The sequence below is a fragment of the Sphingobacterium sp. WOUb80 genome (assembly GCF_050058145.1).
In the GTDB taxonomy this organism is placed as follows: Bacteria; Bacteroidota; Bacteroidia; order Sphingobacteriales; family Sphingobacteriaceae; genus Sphingobacterium.
Genome location: NZ_CP165617.1, coordinates 862608 through 880465 on the forward strand (window position 1 = coordinate 862608; position 17858 = coordinate 880465).

14 protein-coding genes are annotated in these 17858 nt (G+C 40.9%); 10 read left to right on the forward strand and 4 right to left on the reverse strand.

Annotated elements, in window-relative coordinates; translation table 11 throughout:
- Positions 1-35 precede the first annotated feature (35 nt).
- The 6 genes from AB1Z56_RS03365 to AB1Z56_RS03390 all read left to right on the forward strand — a co-directional run bounded on the left by AB1Z56_RS03365 (position 36) and on the right by AB1Z56_RS03390 (position 8407).
- The gene (locus tag AB1Z56_RS03365; RefSeq protein ID WP_309361486.1) at positions 36-1448 is read left to right on the forward strand and encodes a glycogen synthase; all 1413 of its coding nucleotides are present in this window, start codon (positions 36-38) and stop codon (positions 1446-1448) included.
- Positions 1449-1454: 6 nt separating this feature from the next.
- Positions 1455-2738, forward strand: a complete 1284-nt coding sequence (locus AB1Z56_RS03370) for a glucose-1-phosphate adenylyltransferase (RefSeq protein WP_309361484.1) — start codon at positions 1455-1457, stop codon at positions 2736-2738.
- A 167-nt stretch (positions 2739-2905) separates the two neighbouring features.
- Positions 2906-3667: a hypothetical protein gene (locus AB1Z56_RS03375; protein ID WP_426791073.1), complete on the forward strand. Its 762-nt coding sequence runs from the start codon at positions 2906-2908 to the stop codon at positions 3665-3667.
- A gap of 1 nt (position 3668) precedes the next feature.
- Positions 3669-4451 carry a zinc-dependent peptidase gene (locus AB1Z56_RS03380; RefSeq protein WP_426791074.1) on the forward strand — a complete coding sequence of 261 codons (783 nt, stop codon included), beginning with the start codon at positions 3669-3671 and terminating at the stop codon, positions 4449-4451.
- Positions 4452-4579: 128 nt separating this feature from the next.
- A complete protein-coding gene (locus AB1Z56_RS03385) occupies positions 4580-6361 on the forward strand; it encodes a glycoside hydrolase domain-containing protein (RefSeq protein WP_426791075.1) in 1782 nt (593 codons plus the stop codon).
- Positions 6362-6673: 312 nt separating this feature from the next.
- Positions 6674-8407: a thiamine pyrophosphate-dependent enzyme gene (locus tag AB1Z56_RS03390; protein WP_426791076.1), complete on the forward strand. Its 1734-nt coding sequence runs from the start codon at positions 6674-6676 to the stop codon at positions 8405-8407.
- Positions 8408-8545: 138 nt separating this feature from the next.
- On the opposite strand, the gene AB1Z56_RS03395 is transcribed toward AB1Z56_RS03390, so the two are convergent.
- A complete protein-coding gene (locus AB1Z56_RS03395) occupies positions 8546-8734 on the reverse strand; it encodes a hypothetical protein (RefSeq protein ID WP_046675853.1) in 189 nt (62 codons plus the stop codon).
- 245 nt (positions 8735-8979) lie between these two features.
- Here AB1Z56_RS03395 and AB1Z56_RS03400 point away from each other — a divergent pair, with 245 nt between their 5' ends.
- The gene (locus AB1Z56_RS03400) at positions 8980-9471 is read left to right on the forward strand and encodes a hypothetical protein (RefSeq protein ID WP_426791077.1); all 492 of its coding nucleotides are present in this window, start codon (positions 8980-8982) and stop codon (positions 9469-9471) included.
- Here AB1Z56_RS03400 and AB1Z56_RS03405 read toward each other — a convergent pair.
- Positions 9445-9927, reverse strand: coding sequence for a diacylglycerol kinase family protein (locus tag AB1Z56_RS03405; RefSeq protein ID WP_309361471.1), 483 nt, complete (start codon positions 9925-9927; stop codon positions 9445-9447). The two genes, AB1Z56_RS03400 and AB1Z56_RS03405, sit on opposite strands and share 27 nt — an antisense overlap.
- Before the next feature lie 233 nt (positions 9928-10160).
- Between AB1Z56_RS03405 and AB1Z56_RS03410 the strand changes: the two genes are divergently transcribed.
- On the forward strand, positions 10161-11342 hold the full coding sequence (locus AB1Z56_RS03410) for a MalY/PatB family protein (protein ID WP_426791078.1): 1182 nt from the start codon (positions 10161-10163) through the stop codon (positions 11340-11342).
- A gap of 117 nt (positions 11343-11459) precedes the next feature.
- Here AB1Z56_RS03410 and AB1Z56_RS03415 read toward each other — a convergent pair whose 3' ends face one another.
- Positions 11460-13622 (reverse strand): S46 family peptidase, encoded by a 2163-nt coding sequence (locus tag AB1Z56_RS03415; protein WP_313265836.1) that lies wholly within the window; start codon positions 13620-13622, stop codon positions 11460-11462.
- A gap of 230 nt (positions 13623-13852) precedes the next feature.
- On the opposite strand from AB1Z56_RS03415, the gene AB1Z56_RS03420 reads away from it, so the two are divergent.
- Both AB1Z56_RS03420 and AB1Z56_RS03425 read left to right on the forward strand, forming a co-directional pair.
- Complete coding sequence (locus tag AB1Z56_RS03420) at positions 13853-14791, forward strand: LysR substrate-binding domain-containing protein (RefSeq protein WP_426791079.1); 939 nt, start codon at positions 13853-13855, stop codon at positions 14789-14791.
- Positions 14792-14797: 6 nt separating this feature from the next.
- Positions 14798-16597, forward strand: coding sequence for a chloride channel protein (locus tag AB1Z56_RS03425; RefSeq protein WP_309361463.1), 1800 nt, complete (start codon positions 14798-14800; stop codon positions 16595-16597).
- A 72-nt stretch (positions 16598-16669) separates the two neighbouring features.
- Here AB1Z56_RS03425 and AB1Z56_RS03430 read toward each other — a convergent pair whose 3' ends face one another.
- Positions 16670-17260 carry a riboflavin synthase gene (locus AB1Z56_RS03430; protein WP_426791080.1) on the reverse strand — a complete coding sequence of 197 codons (591 nt, stop codon included), beginning with the start codon at positions 17258-17260 and terminating at the stop codon, positions 16670-16672.
- Positions 17261-17858: the final 598 nt, after the last annotated feature.

A 17858-nucleotide genomic window follows, 5' to 3' on the forward strand; every position in this document is an offset into this window, starting at 1 on the left:
AATATGGTTTTAAAATTTCATGGTGTAAAAGAAGAATGAAAGTATTTCACTTGAGTGTTGAATGTTATCCTGTGGCCAAAGTAGGTGGTCTCGCGGATGTTGTGGGTGCATTGCCTAAATACCAAACTAAGCTCGGCTGGGAGGCGGCGGTTGTCATGCCTTGGTATGACCGCCCGTTTGTTAGGGATCATGCTTTTAGCCTAGTTCACGAAGGTACTTTTTATCAGGGATCTGAATTGCTGAACTATGGCGTATATAAAGAAAACCAAAACACACTGGGTTTTGAACTTTATTTGATTAAGATCCCAGGTAAACTTGATCGCGAGGAAGTATATTGTTATCCAGATGAAGGGGAGCAATTTATTGCTTTTCAACACGCGGTATTGAATTGGTTTAAAGAAAAAAACATTATTCCAACGATTGTGCATTGCCACGATCATCATGTTGGTTTAATGCCTTTTTTGATGAAATACAGCAATGATTATGATTTTCTGGCGGACGTTAAGACGGTAGCCACTGTACATAATGGGCAGTATCAGGGCTGGACACATTGGAGTAAAGCTATTTTATTGCCAGCGTTCGATAGCTGGAAATGGGGGCTCCTGGACTGGGACGGCTTAATTAACCCGCTCGCCGCATTAATTAAATGCTGTGATGCTTATACGACGGTATCTGAAGGTTATCTGGAAGAGCTCTATGTGGAAGCAAATGGTCTGCAGCATCTATTTTATGATGAACGGCATAAATCGGTTGGTATAGTCAATGGGATTGACTGGGAAATCTGGGACCCCAAAATTGATTATACATTGATGGAAAATTATGGTGCCGAACAAGCTTTTGCGGGTAAGCTGAAAAACAAACAGGCTTTGGCGCAGCAGTACAAAATCGATCCCAAGCTGCCATTGCTGGTTTTTATCGGTCGTTTTGCAACGGAAAAAGGTGCTGATTTGCTGCCCGATATAATTTTGAATCTGGCAGCCGAATATCGCGGCAGATTAAGTATATTTATACTGGGTGCCGGAGACCCAGCTATCCAGTCGCGCGTGAAATCACTTGTCGATGATGGAATTGAAAACTTTGATGTGTTCTTTGGTTATGATGAAAATCTCGCCCATTGGCTTTATGCTAGTGCGGACTTTCTTTTAATGCCTTCCCGCGTTGAGCCCTGCGGGCTTAATCAGCTTTATGCGATGAAATACGGTACATTGCCTATTGTTCATCGGGTAGGGGGATTAAAAGATACGGTAATCGATCTGGAAAATGATGGATACGGTGTTGGTTTTGATGGTCTGGCAATAACTGAAATTACTGAAGCTATTGCCCGGGCTACAAATTTTTACGAAAGTAAAAAGCAGTTTGAAGAGAATCAACGTAAAATGATGTGCTTAGATTTTTCTTGGGATAAATCTGCAGCGAAGTATATAAGTCTATATAACCAAATAATTTAATTTGATATGTCACGTCACAATGTAGTAGCTATCGTCTTGGGCGGAGGAAGGGGCTCACGTCTGTATCCATTGACCGATCAACGGTCTAAACCAGCAGTTCCTATCGCGGGGAAATACCGCTTGGTGGACATTCCCATCTCGAATTGCCTCAATTCGGGTTTTAACAAGATTTTTGTGTTGACACAATTCAATTCTTCATCGCTCAACTCCCATATTAAGAATACCTACAACTTTAGTATTTTTAGTAAAGGTTTTGTCGATATCCTGGCTGCCGAACAGACCAATGATGGTGATAAATGGTTCGAGGGTACGGCCGATGCCGTGCGACGGTCGTTCCGTAAGTTGGCCAGCATTGATTATGACTATGTACTGATTTTATCTGGAGACCAGCTGTATCAAATGGATTTTGATGCTCTGGTTGACTTCCATGTTGAAAATGAAGGTGATCTGACTATTGCGACTATTCCGGTCAACGGTAAAGATGCTACTGGTTTTGGAATATTGAAATCGGATGAAAAAAATCATATTACCTCTTTTATCGAGAAGCCCAACAGTGAACAGTTGGTAGATTGGAATTCAGAGGTGAGCGACCATTTAAAGAGCGAGGGGCGGGAATACCTGGCTTCCATGGGGATTTATGTTTTTTCAAAGGGAGTTCTGAAACGCATGCTTGAAGAAAATCGAGGAATGGATTTTGGAAAAGAAATTATTCCGGACGCGATTGATACAAGTCGGGTGCTCAGTTATCAATTTGAAGGCTATTGGACTGACATTGGTACCATCGGATCCTTCTATGAGGCCAATATTGGTTTGACTGATAATATCCCAGCCTTCAACCTATTTGACAAAAATACTGTTTTCACACGCCCAAGGATGTTGCCGCCATCGAAGATTTCGGGGACGACATTAATTAATTCTGTCATTTCGGATGGCTGTATTATCCAGGCCGATAAAATAGATCGTTCTGTGGTGGGGGTGCGCTCAAGGATCGGTACAGGTTCAGTGGTGCGCGGAACCTATATGATGGGATCAGACTACTATGAGGATCTTGTCGATATGGAAGATGCAAAGCGGAAAAATATACCCGTGGTCGGTGTTGGAGAGCGCTGTTATATCGAGAACGCTATTTTGGATAAAAACTGCCGTATCGGTAACGATGTCCGGATCAATGGCGGGCCCCATTTGTTGAACGCCAATCATCCAACCTATACCATTTGTGACGGAATTGTGGTTATCAAAAAAAATGCGGTTATTCCAAACGGAACGACAATAGGATTGACGACCCTCTAAAATTTTATAGAACAAGGGAGATAATATATTGTTATCATTGCAAGTTATTTTAATAAAAGTATGGTGAAATGCAAGCGATCTGCAGGCGGAATCTGTCTGTAGCTAGCAAATTAAAATTTCATGGTACTGTCTTTGCTCTCAAAGGGCATTTATTCTAATAAAATCTTATGCAATTGAGACAGATTATCTCCCTTTTTTTTATACTGTTTGTTTTTGTAGGCTGTGATACCTCCTTGATGGTTCAAAGTAGCGGTGTCTTGCGTGATGCCTCGCGGAAATTTGAACTTCGCAACGGAGATCGAACAGTCGTTTATATCCCAATGCGGCATTTAGGAACACGTGTATACTATGATCAGATCCAGCGGGCTGTAGATTCTCTCCAAAAATCGGGCTATGTTGTTTTTTATGAAAGTATCGCCTATCAGGTGGACAGCGCGGCACAGCGAGATCTCTATGATCGCAAATTCCGTAAGCTGACAGGCAATCGTTTGGGCTTACAGCAATGTATTGAAACTCCCGGCGATACCACAAGGGTTCTTCGCGCACCGATGTACCGTAAACTGGGGCAACGTATTATTAGCCAGCCTGATTATTCCTTTTTCTTGGTTAACTATGAAACTGCAGTCAACGCGGATATCCCTAAAAATAAACTTCTTGATGAGTTTGAATACCTGTATGGCACCATTACACTTGATCCATGTGATTATAAAACACCGCTCAATGAGCCTTATTCCTGTAAGCCAGCAAAAACGAGCTTAAAGAATAAGTTCGATCGGGAATTTGTGATGAAAAAAAGAGAAGAAAATCTAGCTTCTTTAGTTGCTGATGCGCCGCAGCAGAAGATTTTAATCTTATTTGGAACCTCCCATTTTAAAGGCTTTTTGCGTAATTTGCAAGCTCGGGATCCCAAATGGATCAAGATCAAATAATATGATAGGAAAACTCTTCATTGTACTGCTTATACCAGTCACCATTTATGTCGTTTATTATTTATTAAATCGTACGGCCAAAAATAGCAAGGCCATTAAACGTGTGCTAAGCGACGAAGGCAAGGAAATTTTAGAAAAGGAAGTTGCCCATTACCGTAATTTATCGGTTGCTGATAAGGCAGAATTTGAAGCGCGCTGCCTAAAATTTTTGGATACGGTCAAAATCGAAGGAGTGGGTGTAGAAGTAGAGCTAAAAGATTATATGATGATTGCGGCCAGTGCAATTATACCAATTTTTGCTTTTAAGAAATGGACCTATCCTAACTTGACAAATATTATGGTGTATCCCGCACAATTCAATACCGCCTATGAATTTGAGGGACATGCCGATCGTAATATTATGGGTATGGTCGGAGAAGGTGCGATGAATGGACAAATGATCCTATCTAAATCGGCCCTGGAATATGGATTTAAGAACCCAAAAGACGGACAGAATACAGCGATACACGAATTTGTACACCTGATCGATAAAACAGACGGTACTGTGGACGGTGTTCCTACGCACTTGATGGATAAGGCTTCTGTGATTCCTTTTATGAATCTGATCCGCGAAGAGATTACCAAAATAAAGGAGAATAAATCCGATATCGATGTGTACGGAATGACCAATCCAGCGGAGTTTTTTGCGGTTTCCTCGGAATATTTTTTTGAAAATCCAGAAAAATTCAAGTCCAATCATCCGGAACTTTACAAAGCACTTTCTGAAATTTTTGAACAAAGTTAGCTATCGATAAATAAAATTTTAGTATTTTTAAGGCAAACAGAAGTTGTTTGCCTTTTTTCTGCGAGCACCCGCTCCTAGGCTGGACAAAAGAGCATCGCTTCACAAAAGTTTTGTTAATTATAACTGTTATGCCTAAAACTACAATTTATTCTACAATTGCCCTGGCTTGTATGCTGTTTTGTGGCAATAATCATGGCTTTTCCCAGCAGCGTTATGCGACAGGGACTACTTTTACGGAAATGGCCGATCCAACAAAGGACACCTTATCCAACTGGTCGAATGTTAAATCCGGACTGCATGCTTCGTTTGTATCGATAGACAAACGTTATCCCAAATCTGTGAATCCAAATCTGACAGCGCAAAATACAGCGACAGTGGATGCATGGAAAGGTGAGCAAGTATCGGCGCAAGTATTGCTGTGGACCAATGCTGCTGCTGCAAATGTAGCGGTATCTGCGAGTGCGCTGAAATCTGCGGCAGGTAAAGTGATTGGCGGCGATGCGGTACAGGCGCGTTTTGTCCGTTATGTCATGACCGACGAATTTGCAAGTGGCTGTGGCCACCGTAAACCGGAAGATTTTAAAGCTGCTCTTTCTGCGGATATGCTGGATGACCTAAAAAGCTATGATCTCGAAGCGAAGAAAGTGCGCCCTGTATGGATTACCGTAAAGGTTCCAAAGGAAGCGACGGCAGGACAATATAAAACAACAATCTCTGTTCAGCAAAATGGTCAAGTGAAAGAGCAGTTACAGCTCGTTGTCAATGTCCAAAATCATGTGTTGCCACCATCTTCGGAGTGGACATATCATTTGGACCAATGGCAACATCCTTCTGCTGTTGCCCGCGTCAATCAGGTGAAGATGTGGAGTGATGAACATTTTGAAGCATTGAAACCAACGATGAAGCAATTGGCTGCTGCGGGACAAAAAGTTATTACGGCGACCTTGAATAAAGATGCCTGGAATGTGCAGACATACGATCCATATGCTGACATGATTACCTGGAAGAAGACAAAAGATGGTTCCTGGACCTATGATTATGCTGTTTTTGATCGATGGGTAAACTTTATGATGGATCTAGGGGTCAATAAACAGATTAATTGCTATTCGCTGTTACCTTGGAATAACGAGGTGCATTATTTTGATGAGAGCAAAAATGAACTTGTCAATGTTATTGCGAAGCCCGGAACACCTATATTCGAGGAACTATGGACACCTTTCTTAAAGGATTTTAGTAAGCATGTCACGGCAAAAGGTTGGCTGAAAATTACCAATATTGCGATGGATGAAAGGGGGCGTGAAGAAATGGATCCAGCGATAGCCCTGTTGGAACGTGTAGCACCCGAATTTGGGGTGGCTTTCGCCGATAATCACAAAAGTTACCAGCGTTATCATAAGAGTACCGACATTAGTGTTGCCGCGGGTGATCCTTTTGACCAGAAAGATCTGATTGAGCGTCGCAAAAAAGGATATATCACGACATTTTATGTTTGTTGTTCGGACGAATTTCCAAATCAATTTACGTTCTCTGATCCGGCAGAATCCACCTACATGGCTTGGTATGCGCTAGCGGCAGGCTTCGATGGTGCATTGCGCTGGGCATTTAACTCCTGGGTGGAGGATCCACTGCGTGACTCAAGGTTCCGTACATGGCCTGCAGGAGATACCTATATTGTTTATCCACAGGGAAGAAGCTCCATCCGTTATGAACGTATGCTGGAAGGTATTCAGGATTATACCAAAGTCGGTATACTCAAAGCAAAGTTGGAGAAGTCAAAAGATCAAGCTAATCTAACTAAGCTAAATGCAAAAATTGCCAAACTAAATACTGCTAAACGCTATGCAGACTGGAATAAAGATCTCAATGACGCAAAGAATTTTGTCAATGAGCTGTCCAGACAAATTAAATAGCTTAAACCTTATTGTTGTACAAAAAGCTGCTCCAATTAATTTTGGAGCAGCTTTTTGTATTAATCGCTCTTGTTCTTCCTTCTTATTGGCTCCTTTTGTTCATAAGTGGATTCATTGCAGGTTGTACTAACAGCGCTATGGGAATAATTATCTTAGATGCCCTCCCGATGGGAATTCGATTCTGATCAGCAAGCAATCATTCCCAAACCATTACCCCAGATTATTGTTGTTATAAAGTAGCGACAGCTTAGACAGTACACTTCTTAAACAGTACAACTTCGCTTTATGACATTCTAAAATTATAATATGGGTATGAAAAATGTAGCACATCAGATTGTTGACCTTTTAAAAGATGCGGGAATTCAGCGTATTTATGCCGTAACGGGCGATAGTTTAAATTTTTTCAACGAAGCTGTCCATGAAGATGGAACCATGCAATGGATACATGTCAGGCATGAGGAGGCTGGTGCTTTTGCGGCAACTGCAGAAGCTGACCTGCATGGAATTGCGTGTTGTGCCGGAAGTAGTGGGCCCGGACACGTGCATTTGATCAACGGTGTCTATGAAGCACATAAGACCCGTGTACCCATGCTGGTGATTGCTTCCACTTGTGCAACATATGAATTTGGAACCGACTATTTTCAGGAAACCAATCCGATTAAATTGTTTGATGACTGTTCATGTTATAATCAAATGATCACTCGGCCAGAACAGGTGCAGCGTATGGTTCAGAATGCACTGCAACAGGCCATATCTAAGCGGGACGTTGCAGTGATCGGTCTGCCGGGAGATGTATCTGAAATGGAAGCTGTCCAGATGAATACCTCATCGAAGGTGTTTTTTACAGAACCACAAATCAGACCTTCGGAATTGGAAATTGGACGCCTTGCCCAATACATCAATCAAGCAGAAAAAGTAACTTTATTTTGCGGTGTTGGGGCAAAAAAGGCACAGAAGCAAATTGTTGAATTAGCACAAAAGATACATGCACCTGTAGGCTATTCATTTAAAGCGAAGTTGGATATCCAGCGCGACAATCCCAATGAAATCGGGATGACAGGTCTTCTGGGAACGGCCTCCGCATTCCAAAGTATGCATCATTCAGACCTCATTTTACTTTTGGGGACTGATTTTCCTTACAAGGATTTTATACCCACCAATAAAACCATTGTCCAAATTGATCTCGAAGGGGAGAAGTTGGGACGTAGGTCGATTGTTGATTATGGACTTGTGGGCGATATCGAGCATACCATAAAAGCCGTATTACCTTTTGTGGAAGGCCGCTCAGATACTAAATTTCTAGATAAGCAGCTTGCTGCCTATGCGAAGGTCAAGGAAGATCTCATGATCTATGTAGACGATTCAGGAAGTGAATGTGCTATTCAACCTGAGTTTGTCGCCCATACCATCGATCAAAAGGCCAGTGATGATGCTATCTTTTTGGTCGACACAGGTATGTGCTGTGTTTGGGGGGCGCGTTATATCAATCAGCAGAAAAATCGTATCATGCTCGGATCCTTTAATCACGGATCGATGGCTAACGCAATGCCAATGGCAATAGGTGCAGCTCTGACACATCCGGACAGGCAAGTGATCGCTTTTTGTGGCGATGGGGGACTATCTATGCTATTGGGCGATCTTGCCACAATAAAACAATACAACCTGCCGATAAAAATAATTGTTTTTAACAACCGTGCACTCGGTATGGTCAAGCTAGAAATGCAGGTGTCGGGTTTAAAAGATCAGGAAACAAATATGGTTAATCCAGACTTTGCTATGGTTGCACAGGCAATGGGAATTCGTGCCTATACAGTGACTCAGCCTGAAGAAGTCGATGGTATATTAACAGAGGCACTAGACATTACAGATGAGCCTGTTCTTATCGATATCTATACCAATCCCAATGCGCTGGCTATGCCACCAAAGATTTCCTTCGGTCAGATGAAAGGCATGACAGAAAGTATGGCAAAGTTAATGTTATCTGGTAATTTCGAAGAAGTGTGGGATACCATTAAGTCTAATTATAAGCATTTGAAATCGCTTTAATGCGTTGATTAAAAGCGTGTATTTAGTAAAAAATCCTCTCCATACTGAAATATGGAGAGGATTTAAGCGATAAATTCATTGATGCCCACTATGGTGCTGTTTGTGGGCTGATAGTCGTAATTTTAAGATCATGTTCTCTCAACATTGACGTTGAACAAACCAGAGGCTTTTAAGTAATTCTTCTTTACAGCGCCTAAGTTTTTCAATTTTTGATTCGGAAGAAATTGTAACTTGCTCTTTAACAATAATAGCCAAGTCTGTTTCAATGGACAATTTTGTGAGTGATGTACATCCACTATCAAATTTCTTAAAGCTTACATCTTTCATACTAATATTGGTTAAGAATTCCTGAATTTTATACTGTACAATTTACTAATAAAAATTAGCTTTACAATAAACACGTAATAATTTTATTGTTACTAAATTGTTTATTTTTAATGGCTTACCTTTATCTAACTTATAAACAATATTCAGCTCTTTTTTGTTTTCTCGATTTTGAAATTTTAAATGTTAGTTATTTAAAACAAAATTTCTTTTGAATTGCTATATTATAGTGTCATAAAATAGACGATATGAAGGCAATCAATATAGGATTAATACTGTTGATGTGCAGCACGGCCTGTCATCAAGAACAGAAAAAGCAAGATATCACAGCTGAAAAAAACGATATGGCTAAGGTCGATCAACAGCAACTGGATACCGTAAGTTACGCACATGGCAAGAATAATTACCGATACGTCAAAAACGGGGATACCATTGCATTGGCCATCACGATTGAAGGCGACAAGGTACATGGCGATCTACTTTATGCATGGAAAGAAAAGGATCGCAATAGCGGGCATATTGATGGTGTATTGAAAGGAGATGTTTTACTGGCAGATTATACCTTTTCATCTGAGGGGCAGGAATCCGTTAGGCAAGTCGTATTTAAGCTGTCCAAGGACCATGCGCTTGAAGGTTATGGTACTATGGAAGAAAAGGCCGGCAAAATGTCTTTTGTTGATCCGCAAAAGGTGACTTACGATGAGAAATTTACGTTAGAGAAAGTAAATGCGGGCGACTGATATTAGTTTAGGCATAAAAATAATCAGACCGATCAACAGGGCGGTTAGGCTGCTTATCATGACCGCTGCAGCAGCAATATCTTTGATTCTTTTGATGTTTGGATTGTTTTCCGGACACACGAAATCAGAGAGATTTTCCAATGCGGTGTTTAGCAATTCGCAAACAAATACAAACCCGATTGAAAAGATGATGGCTAGCCATTCGTATGTACTGATTCGAAGTACATAGGACAAGAGGAGGGCAACAGCTGCGGCGAAACAATGAACCCTAAAATTGTGCTCTTCCTGCCAAGCTATTTTCACACCGTTATAGGCATAGCGGAAACTCTTTAACCGAGCAAGGAGTGAAAAGTTGTTTTTGGCCATAGCATCGTGATATTTTCTGTAAATATAGCTTTTTCCAATCGTCTTGTCTCGCTGTATCTTTCCGATATGTTTGACGATTTGTAATTTCAATCTCCAAGGGGATAAATTTTCTGCTCTTGTCTACTGAAAATACCTGATTCGCTGCATTGAAATCCTAAGGGTTAGTGAAATTCAATCGCTAAGGATTAGCTAAATTCAGTCAATTTCCGACGGTTAACTTTATTTTAGCCTGATGGCTAGCTGGATTCAAATTTCTGAAGGAAGATGCCTAGGTTGTCGCGTTTTTTATTGTAAATGACCTATATTTTTGATTAAATTGCTGTATGATCTATGATTTTGATAAAATAATTATCCGCCGTGGTACTGATTCGGTTAAATGGAATCAGCAGGAGTATGAAGATTTGATTCCACTATGGGTAGCTGATATGGATTTTCCGGCTGCGCAACCTATTGTGGATGCATTGGCACAAAGAGTTCAGCATGCCGTATACGGTTATGCCAAAGTTCCAGAGGCCTTTTATCAGGCTGTTATAAATTGGTTTTCTCGCAGGCACGGCTTTACGATACAGCAGGAATGGCTGCTTCCTGTTATCGGTGTGGTACCGGCCCTGTCGGCTTTGGTCAAAGCACTTACAGAGCCCGGTGACAAGGTATTGATTCAGGAACCGGTATATCATTGCTTTTTTTCTTCGATCGAACGCAATCAATGTGAGGTTGTTTCCAATGATCTGATCTATCGAGACGGTCATTATGGAATCGATTTTGAGGATTTCGAGTATAAGGCAAGTGATCCGAAAGTGAAATTATTTATTTTATGCAGCCCACATAATCCTGCCGGAAGGGTGTGGACGAGAGCCGAACTTGAACGCTTGGGTGAGATCTGTCTCCGTCATCAGGTTTTGGTCATTTCAGATGAAATTCATTGTGATCTTGTTTTTGACGGACATACGCATATTCCTTTTGGAACTATTAGTCCTGAACTGCTTGCTCATTCCATTACCTGCGTTGCACCGAGCAAGACTTTTAATTTGGCAGGTCTGCAGGTTGCTACGATTGTTGCTGCTGATCCTGAACTTAAGAAGAAAGTACAGCAGGCATTTTTGGTCAACGAAATATCTAGTATAAGTCCTTTTGCCATCACGGGCCTGACTGCAGCTTATGATGAAGGGGAAGAATGGTTGGATCAGGCGCTGGTTTATATCCGGGCGAACTATCTTTATTTGAAAAGCTTTATGGTTGAGCATCTTCCTGCTTTGCAGGTACTTCCTTTGGAGGGAACTTATCTCGTATGGGTAGATTGTGCTGCCTTGGGAGTTTCAAGCCGAAAGTTGGGTGAACTGTTGTTGGCTGAAGGACATGTTCAAGTCAATGTTGGGGCAATGTATGGAAAGGGGAGCAACGACTTTATTCGCCTGAATATCGCTTGTTCGAGGTCCGTATTAGCAGCAGGTTTGCTACGGTTGAAAGCTGTTTTCTCCACCTTACTGCAAGGCGGAAAACTTTAGATCTTACTCTAGCGACCTAAAGGTTCTTTCTGGTCAATAACAGCAGACAATTTTGGAAAAAAAAGCAGCTGTATCACTTCCTGTACAGCTGCTTTTTAGTTTTAATCCTGTGTTGAATTAGATACCCATTTCTTTTAAAATAAAATGTGCATTGTCAATTTTATCGGCAACCCAAAGGACATAGCGAATATCGACGCCAATGGATCTGCTATAGCTTTCGTTCCAGGCGAAATCATTGATTGTTGCATCATAAGCGCGGTCAAAATTGACACCAATCAATTCACCATTTTCGTTCATGATCGGAGATCCCGAATTACCGCCAGTGGTATCCATATCGTATAGAATATTCACAGGGACAGAACCTAAATCTTTCTGAAGGTAAGGACCAAAGTTTTTATTCAGGTAAGCTGTTTTGATTTCCTGTGGATAGTCAAATTCTGTCAAGCCTAGATTTCCTTTTTGAATTATTCCTTCGATCGTTGTAAATGGCTTCATATAGGTTGCATCAGCAGGTGAGTAACCTTTGATGTGGCCATAAGTCAAACGTAATGTTGAGTTTGCATCAGGAATAAAGTTCTTTGCCTGAAAAATTTCTTTGACGGCCACATAATCGCCCATTAATTTATTGAGTACACCCTCACGTCTTTTTTGTTCAGCCGCGAAAGTCACAATGTCATTGTTCAGACCAGCTTGGAAATTCAATAATCTGTCGTCAAATTTTTGAAGTGCGTCTGCATTTGCCAAAACTGTATTCAGCACATAGTTTTGATCAGCAAGTTTGGTGCTATTGATAATTTCTGTGGCAAAACCTGGTGCTGTTTCACTGTTCAGTTGTAGCGTTTGAATAGCTGGCAATTGATTTTTACCTTGAAATGCCGCAGCATCCTGTAGCATTTTAGTCAGGATACGTTGATCAGCCTGTTTGTTGTAGCTTTCATAAGCTTCTTTAATCCCCGTTTTTATCTTTTGGATATCCCGGTCGAAAAGCGCTTTTGCAGCCTGTGGAGATTTTTCTTTTCCTAAAGCAATTTTCAATGCATTGACATCACGCGCTACTTTCAATAGGCTTGTGCTATTGTAAATATTGTTGATCCAAAGTTCTTTTAGTGCATCCTGATTGCTGATTTGATAATACGATTCAATGTCAGCCAACAGATTGCCATATTTGTCTTTTAGAGCTGGTTTACTTAGAATAAATGCAGCCAGTGCTTCATCTTCCTGCTTTTTAGTCGACAACAAGTCAATACCACGTAGTCCTTTTAGCTTACCGCGGTAATTTTTCAGGACATTGGCATTGCGTTTTATCCGTGTTGCCAGCGATAATGCGATATCGGTATTGTCTTTACCGGCTTCCTCCATTTGTTTATTTTGGAAATCATAGAGATTGGAAACATAAGGCAGTAGGTATTCCTGTTGGTATTGGATATACTGTGCGGGCCGGTGTCGGAATGTTTTTCCGGGATATCCCAGGATAAAGGTAAAATCATTCTCTCTGACCCCATTTGGATTTACTTTAAGGTGTTTTTTCGGCTGATAAGGGACATTTTCTTTGGAGTAAGGTGCAGATTTTCCGTCTTTACCAACGTATGCTCTTAAAAAGGAATAGTCTCCGGTGTGGCGAGGCCACACCCAGTTGTCGGTTTCGCCACCAAACTCACCGATATTCTGACGTGGAATATAGACTAAACGGACATCTTCGATCGTTTTATAGCGAAATAGGACATAGCTCTTGCCGATAAACATTTCGGACACTTCGGCTTTAATCGTCGGGTCCTGTTTTTCAGCCTGCTTAACTAATTCCTCCTGCTTACGTTTGATGGTGTTGATACGTTCCACAGGATCGCTGATGTTCGCGACAGCATTTAAAATTTTATTGGAGACATCCTCATAGGAATCCGTAATTCTTATTTTTAATCCTTTCGCTTCAATTTCCTGCTCCTGATTTTGTGCAACAAAGCCATTTTTCAGGTAATTGTTGATTGCTGTACTGGCTAGCTGAACAGCAGAGAAGGCACAATGGTGATTGGTAATAATCAATCCGCGGTTGGAGACAAATGATCCGGTACATCCGCTGACTTGAACCAAGGCGTCTACTAATCCAACCTGTCCCGGATTGTATATATCCTTCTCACTGATCTTTAACCCCGCTTTCTTTAGCCCAGCTTTGTTTAATTCGCTCAATGGATACATTCCTTCATCAGGATTAGCCTTGCTGTAAGGACTGTTTGCCATGGTTAAGAATAAAGCTAGTGCAATTGTCGTACTATTAATAAACTTCATAGGATTTTAACTATCAACTGTTGTAAATCTCCAAATTTAAGAAAAGGTTTTTGATGAAATCGACTTTTTATGCTAACGAATGTAACAATAGTGGATAGACTGTGGCTTTTTGGCAAGGTATTTATTGTATAATACGCAAGCCAAATATCCATGCAGACTTTTTAAATTATCAAAGGATTTAACATGGGTTTACGACAGGATTCGTAATTTTGTGCTTTAAAGATAGTAAGATGACCTTAATCCAATTGGAATATATTATAGCTGTTGATACCTACCGAAGTTTTGTTGCAGCTGCTGAAAAATGTTTTGTCACGCAACCTACGTTGAGCATGCAAATACAAAAACTTGAAGAGTTTTTAGGGGCAAAGATTTTCGATCGGAGCCGTCAGCCTGTCATTCCTACAGAGATCGGCGAGAAAATTATTCTTCAGGCCCGATTGGTTCTCACGGAAAGCCGAAAGATCAATGAGATTGTGCAGGATAAAAAGGGAGAGATTGAGGGGACGCTAAAGGTGGGGGTTATTCCGACGATCGCTCCATATTTACTTCCAAATGTACTGACCACATTTATGGAAAAATATCCGAAGTTGCAATTGCAGATCTGGGAGTATACGACAGAGCGAATTGTCCATGAACTGAAGGTCGGACTTTTGGATTGTGGTGTATTGTCGACACCTCTAAATGATCCGGGCATCTTAGAATCTCCGCTGTTCTATGAGAATTTTGTCGCTTATATTTCTGCCAATAGTCCTTTGTTCAGTAAAAAAGTACTTAGTGGCGATGATATTGCGGACGATAAACTCTGGCTGCTCAATGAAGGACATTGCATGCGCGGTCAGGTGCTCAATATCTGTCATCACAAACACAATCAGGATCTGACAGGACGATTTGAATATAATACCGGTAGTGTGGAAACGCTGAAACGTATGGTTGATATCAACGACGGCATTACGATATTGCCTGAATTGTCGATCTGGGATTATTCCGATGAACAATTGGATAGGATCCGTTATTTCAAATCACCGGAACCTGTACGGGAGATCTCCTTGGTGACGACGCAGAATTTTGTAAAGCGACATGCGATTCAGGCGTTGGAAAAAGAAATATTGGCTGTAGTACCGGATAAATTCAAAACAAAAAAGAAGAAGGAAGTGTTGAGCTTTCAATAAGAAGTTATGAGAAACCTCAAGGGACGTTTTTTTAGGAAAATAGATCAGATCAATCAATGGCGAATGAAGAAAGTTTCGAATAGAAATTTTATCATCCTATTGGCGTTTTTGGTTGGAATTGTTGGCGGTATTATGGCATCTGTCCTGAAAAGACTAACCCATTTTATTGCAGCAACTATACAGGACGATATCGATTGGAAAGTGAAATACTCGGTGTACTTGATATTTCCTTTAATTGGGATTTTGCTTAGTGTGTTTTTTGTCCGGAAGTTTCTGAAAGGGAAGAAGATGGAGCATGGAATCACACCGATTATCTATGCCATCAGCCGGAAAGGAAGCCGTTTGGATCCGAGCAATATCTATTCGCAGGTGGTGACGTCGGCCATTACGGTCGGGTTTGGTGGTTCCTGTGGTCTTGAAGCTCCAGTTGCTTTGGGAGGATCTTCCATAGGTTCGAATATTGCCCGTTTTTTTGGGTTACAGTATAAAGAGGTAACGATGTTATTGGCCTGTGGGGCAGCGGCGGGAATTTCAGGAGCATTCAATAGTCCTTTGGCGGGAATGATTTTTGCGATCGAGATCTTACTGCCTGAGTTTTCCATTCCGGTGTTTATCCCTTTACTGATTTCATCGGCTTTGGCTTCAGTGGTGTCGCGGGTACTTTACAATGAACCGCTATTCAGTACGTTCAATTCCGATTGGCAGGTTTCGGCATTATTGTTCTATTTGTTATTGGCGGTACTGATCGGTCTTTATACCATTTACTTTGCCCGTGTTTCCAGAAGTGTCGGGAAATGGTTTTCAAAAATTAAAAATCCCTATAACAAAGTCTGGGTCAGCGGTATCGCCTTAGGGTTGATGATCTTTGTCTTTCCGGCATTGTATGGCGAGGGCTACATTACGATTCAGCAGATTCTCAATGGACAGTTTAATTCAATTGTTAAGAATAGCTTGTTTTCAGACTATAAGGATATTGGATTAGTAGTCTTTGGCTATACCATATTGACGTTATTCGGAAAATCCTTTGCGGCATTATTTACGCTAAATGGCGGGGGCAATGGGGGTGTTTTTGGTCCGAGCCTGGTGATGGGCGGCCTGTTGGGCTTTGCATTTTCTTATGGCGTCAACCTGACCGGAATTGCCGAATTAAATGTGCCAAATTTTGTGGTAGCGGGCATGGCCGGGGCTTTGAGCGGTATTATGCATGCGCCATTGACGGGTATATTCTTGATCGCAGAAGTGACCGGAGGCTACACATTAATGGTTCCATTGATGCTGGTCTGTTCAATTTCCTATCTGATCAATCGGTCTGTTTTAAAGCATTCAATTTATACCAAGGTACTGGCAGAGTCTGGAGATCTCATTTCTTATGAGGATAAGGATCGATCTGTGTTAAGCATGATGCGGATAAAATATGTATTGGAAACGAATTTTGTAGTCTTACGTCCCGATGAAACACCTAAAGACCGGCAAACGGACATCATCCATAGTAAACGCAATATCTTTCCGGTGGTTGATTACGAAGGCAAATTTATGGGGCTGCTCTATAGCGAGTTCCTATTTTCTGTCCTATTGGGTGAAGTAGATGGAGGAGACACTCCTTTTGAAAAATTAGCTCAGAAGCCAAATGATACCGTAGGAATCAATGAAAATATGGAGATTGTGATGGCCAAAATGAATAAGGATGACACTTGGATACTTCCGGTTTTGGGCGATGAAAATAAATATATGGGTTTTGTTTCCAAATCGAGCGTATTTAATAAATATCGGGCATTATTAATACGCCAGGGCCATTACTTAGAGTAATTTGATGGGGATACTCGTTGAAATAAGTTTCCTTTGGTCAGTCTTAGACCAAAGGAAACTTACCGAATTTTCTTAACCGCGCAAAGCCATAATTTTAGTGACATATTTCCCGATTATATCAAACTCTAAGTTGACTGTACTGCCCACTTCGACCTGCTGTAAGTTGGTGTGCTCAAGCGTATAAGGGATGATTGCGACAGAAAACTGATCGTCTTTAGAGTCTACGACCGTCAAACTAATGCCATTTACAGTAATGGACCCTTTTTCTACGGTGATATTTTGTTTGGAAACATCGTATTGGAAGGTGAAAATAAAACTCCCGTTTTCGTCTTTCTTTTGGATACAAAGGGCGGTCTGATCGACATGACCCTGAACGATATGGCCGTCAAATCTTCCACCGGCCAGTGTGCAGCGCTCTAGATTGATCAAGTCACCTACCTTTAACTGAGCCAGATTTGTCTTCTGCAAGGTTTCATCAATTGCTGTAACTTTATGAAGGTCATTGTCCAATCCCACAACTGTAAGGCAAACTCCATTATGACTTACACTTTGGTCTATTTTGAGTTCATTGGAAATAGGGGAACTGACGTAAAAATGGATATTGCTTTTCTCCTGTTCGATATTTTCTATTTTTCCTAAGGTTTCTATGATTCCAGTAAACATGCTATTTTTTTTTGATTGATTCAAAGTTACTAAATAATTAACTGAAATGTCCATGTTTAGATCCTACAAATACGGCTGTTGTAGAGGCCTGCTCGGAATAGCTGAAATTAGTCCGCATGTTCACAGGAAGTAGGGTAGGCAAAGAGACATTCAGAGGTGAATTCCTCGTTGTGGTCATCCGTTGGGACAAATTTATAGGTGCCATTCCTTTTCTCAGGAAAAGAAAATAATAAAAGAGAATGGCAGCTGCCGCATTGATAAATATAACTAATGCAAGAGTTAAATAGGGTAGTATAGAGTATTTGAATAGAGGTAGTCAAAAAATGGCCTGTTGAAAAATGCAAAAAGATTGTAGTGTACATTGTACACTTACTATTCCTTTTGTGATAGCTGTCTTAAAACAAATTTATGGGAGTTGAAAAAAAATATAACAAAATTTTTGTTTATATCATTTGAAGCATTATCTTTGTCCTAGGTTTAGGTTGATTGCCTCTTACAAAGAGGTATTTATAAAAGCTTAGCAGGTCGCCCGACCGAATGCTAAGCTTTTTTTGTTTCCAATTTTTTTAAAATGATTACCTGGTTAGTTTTCTGATAA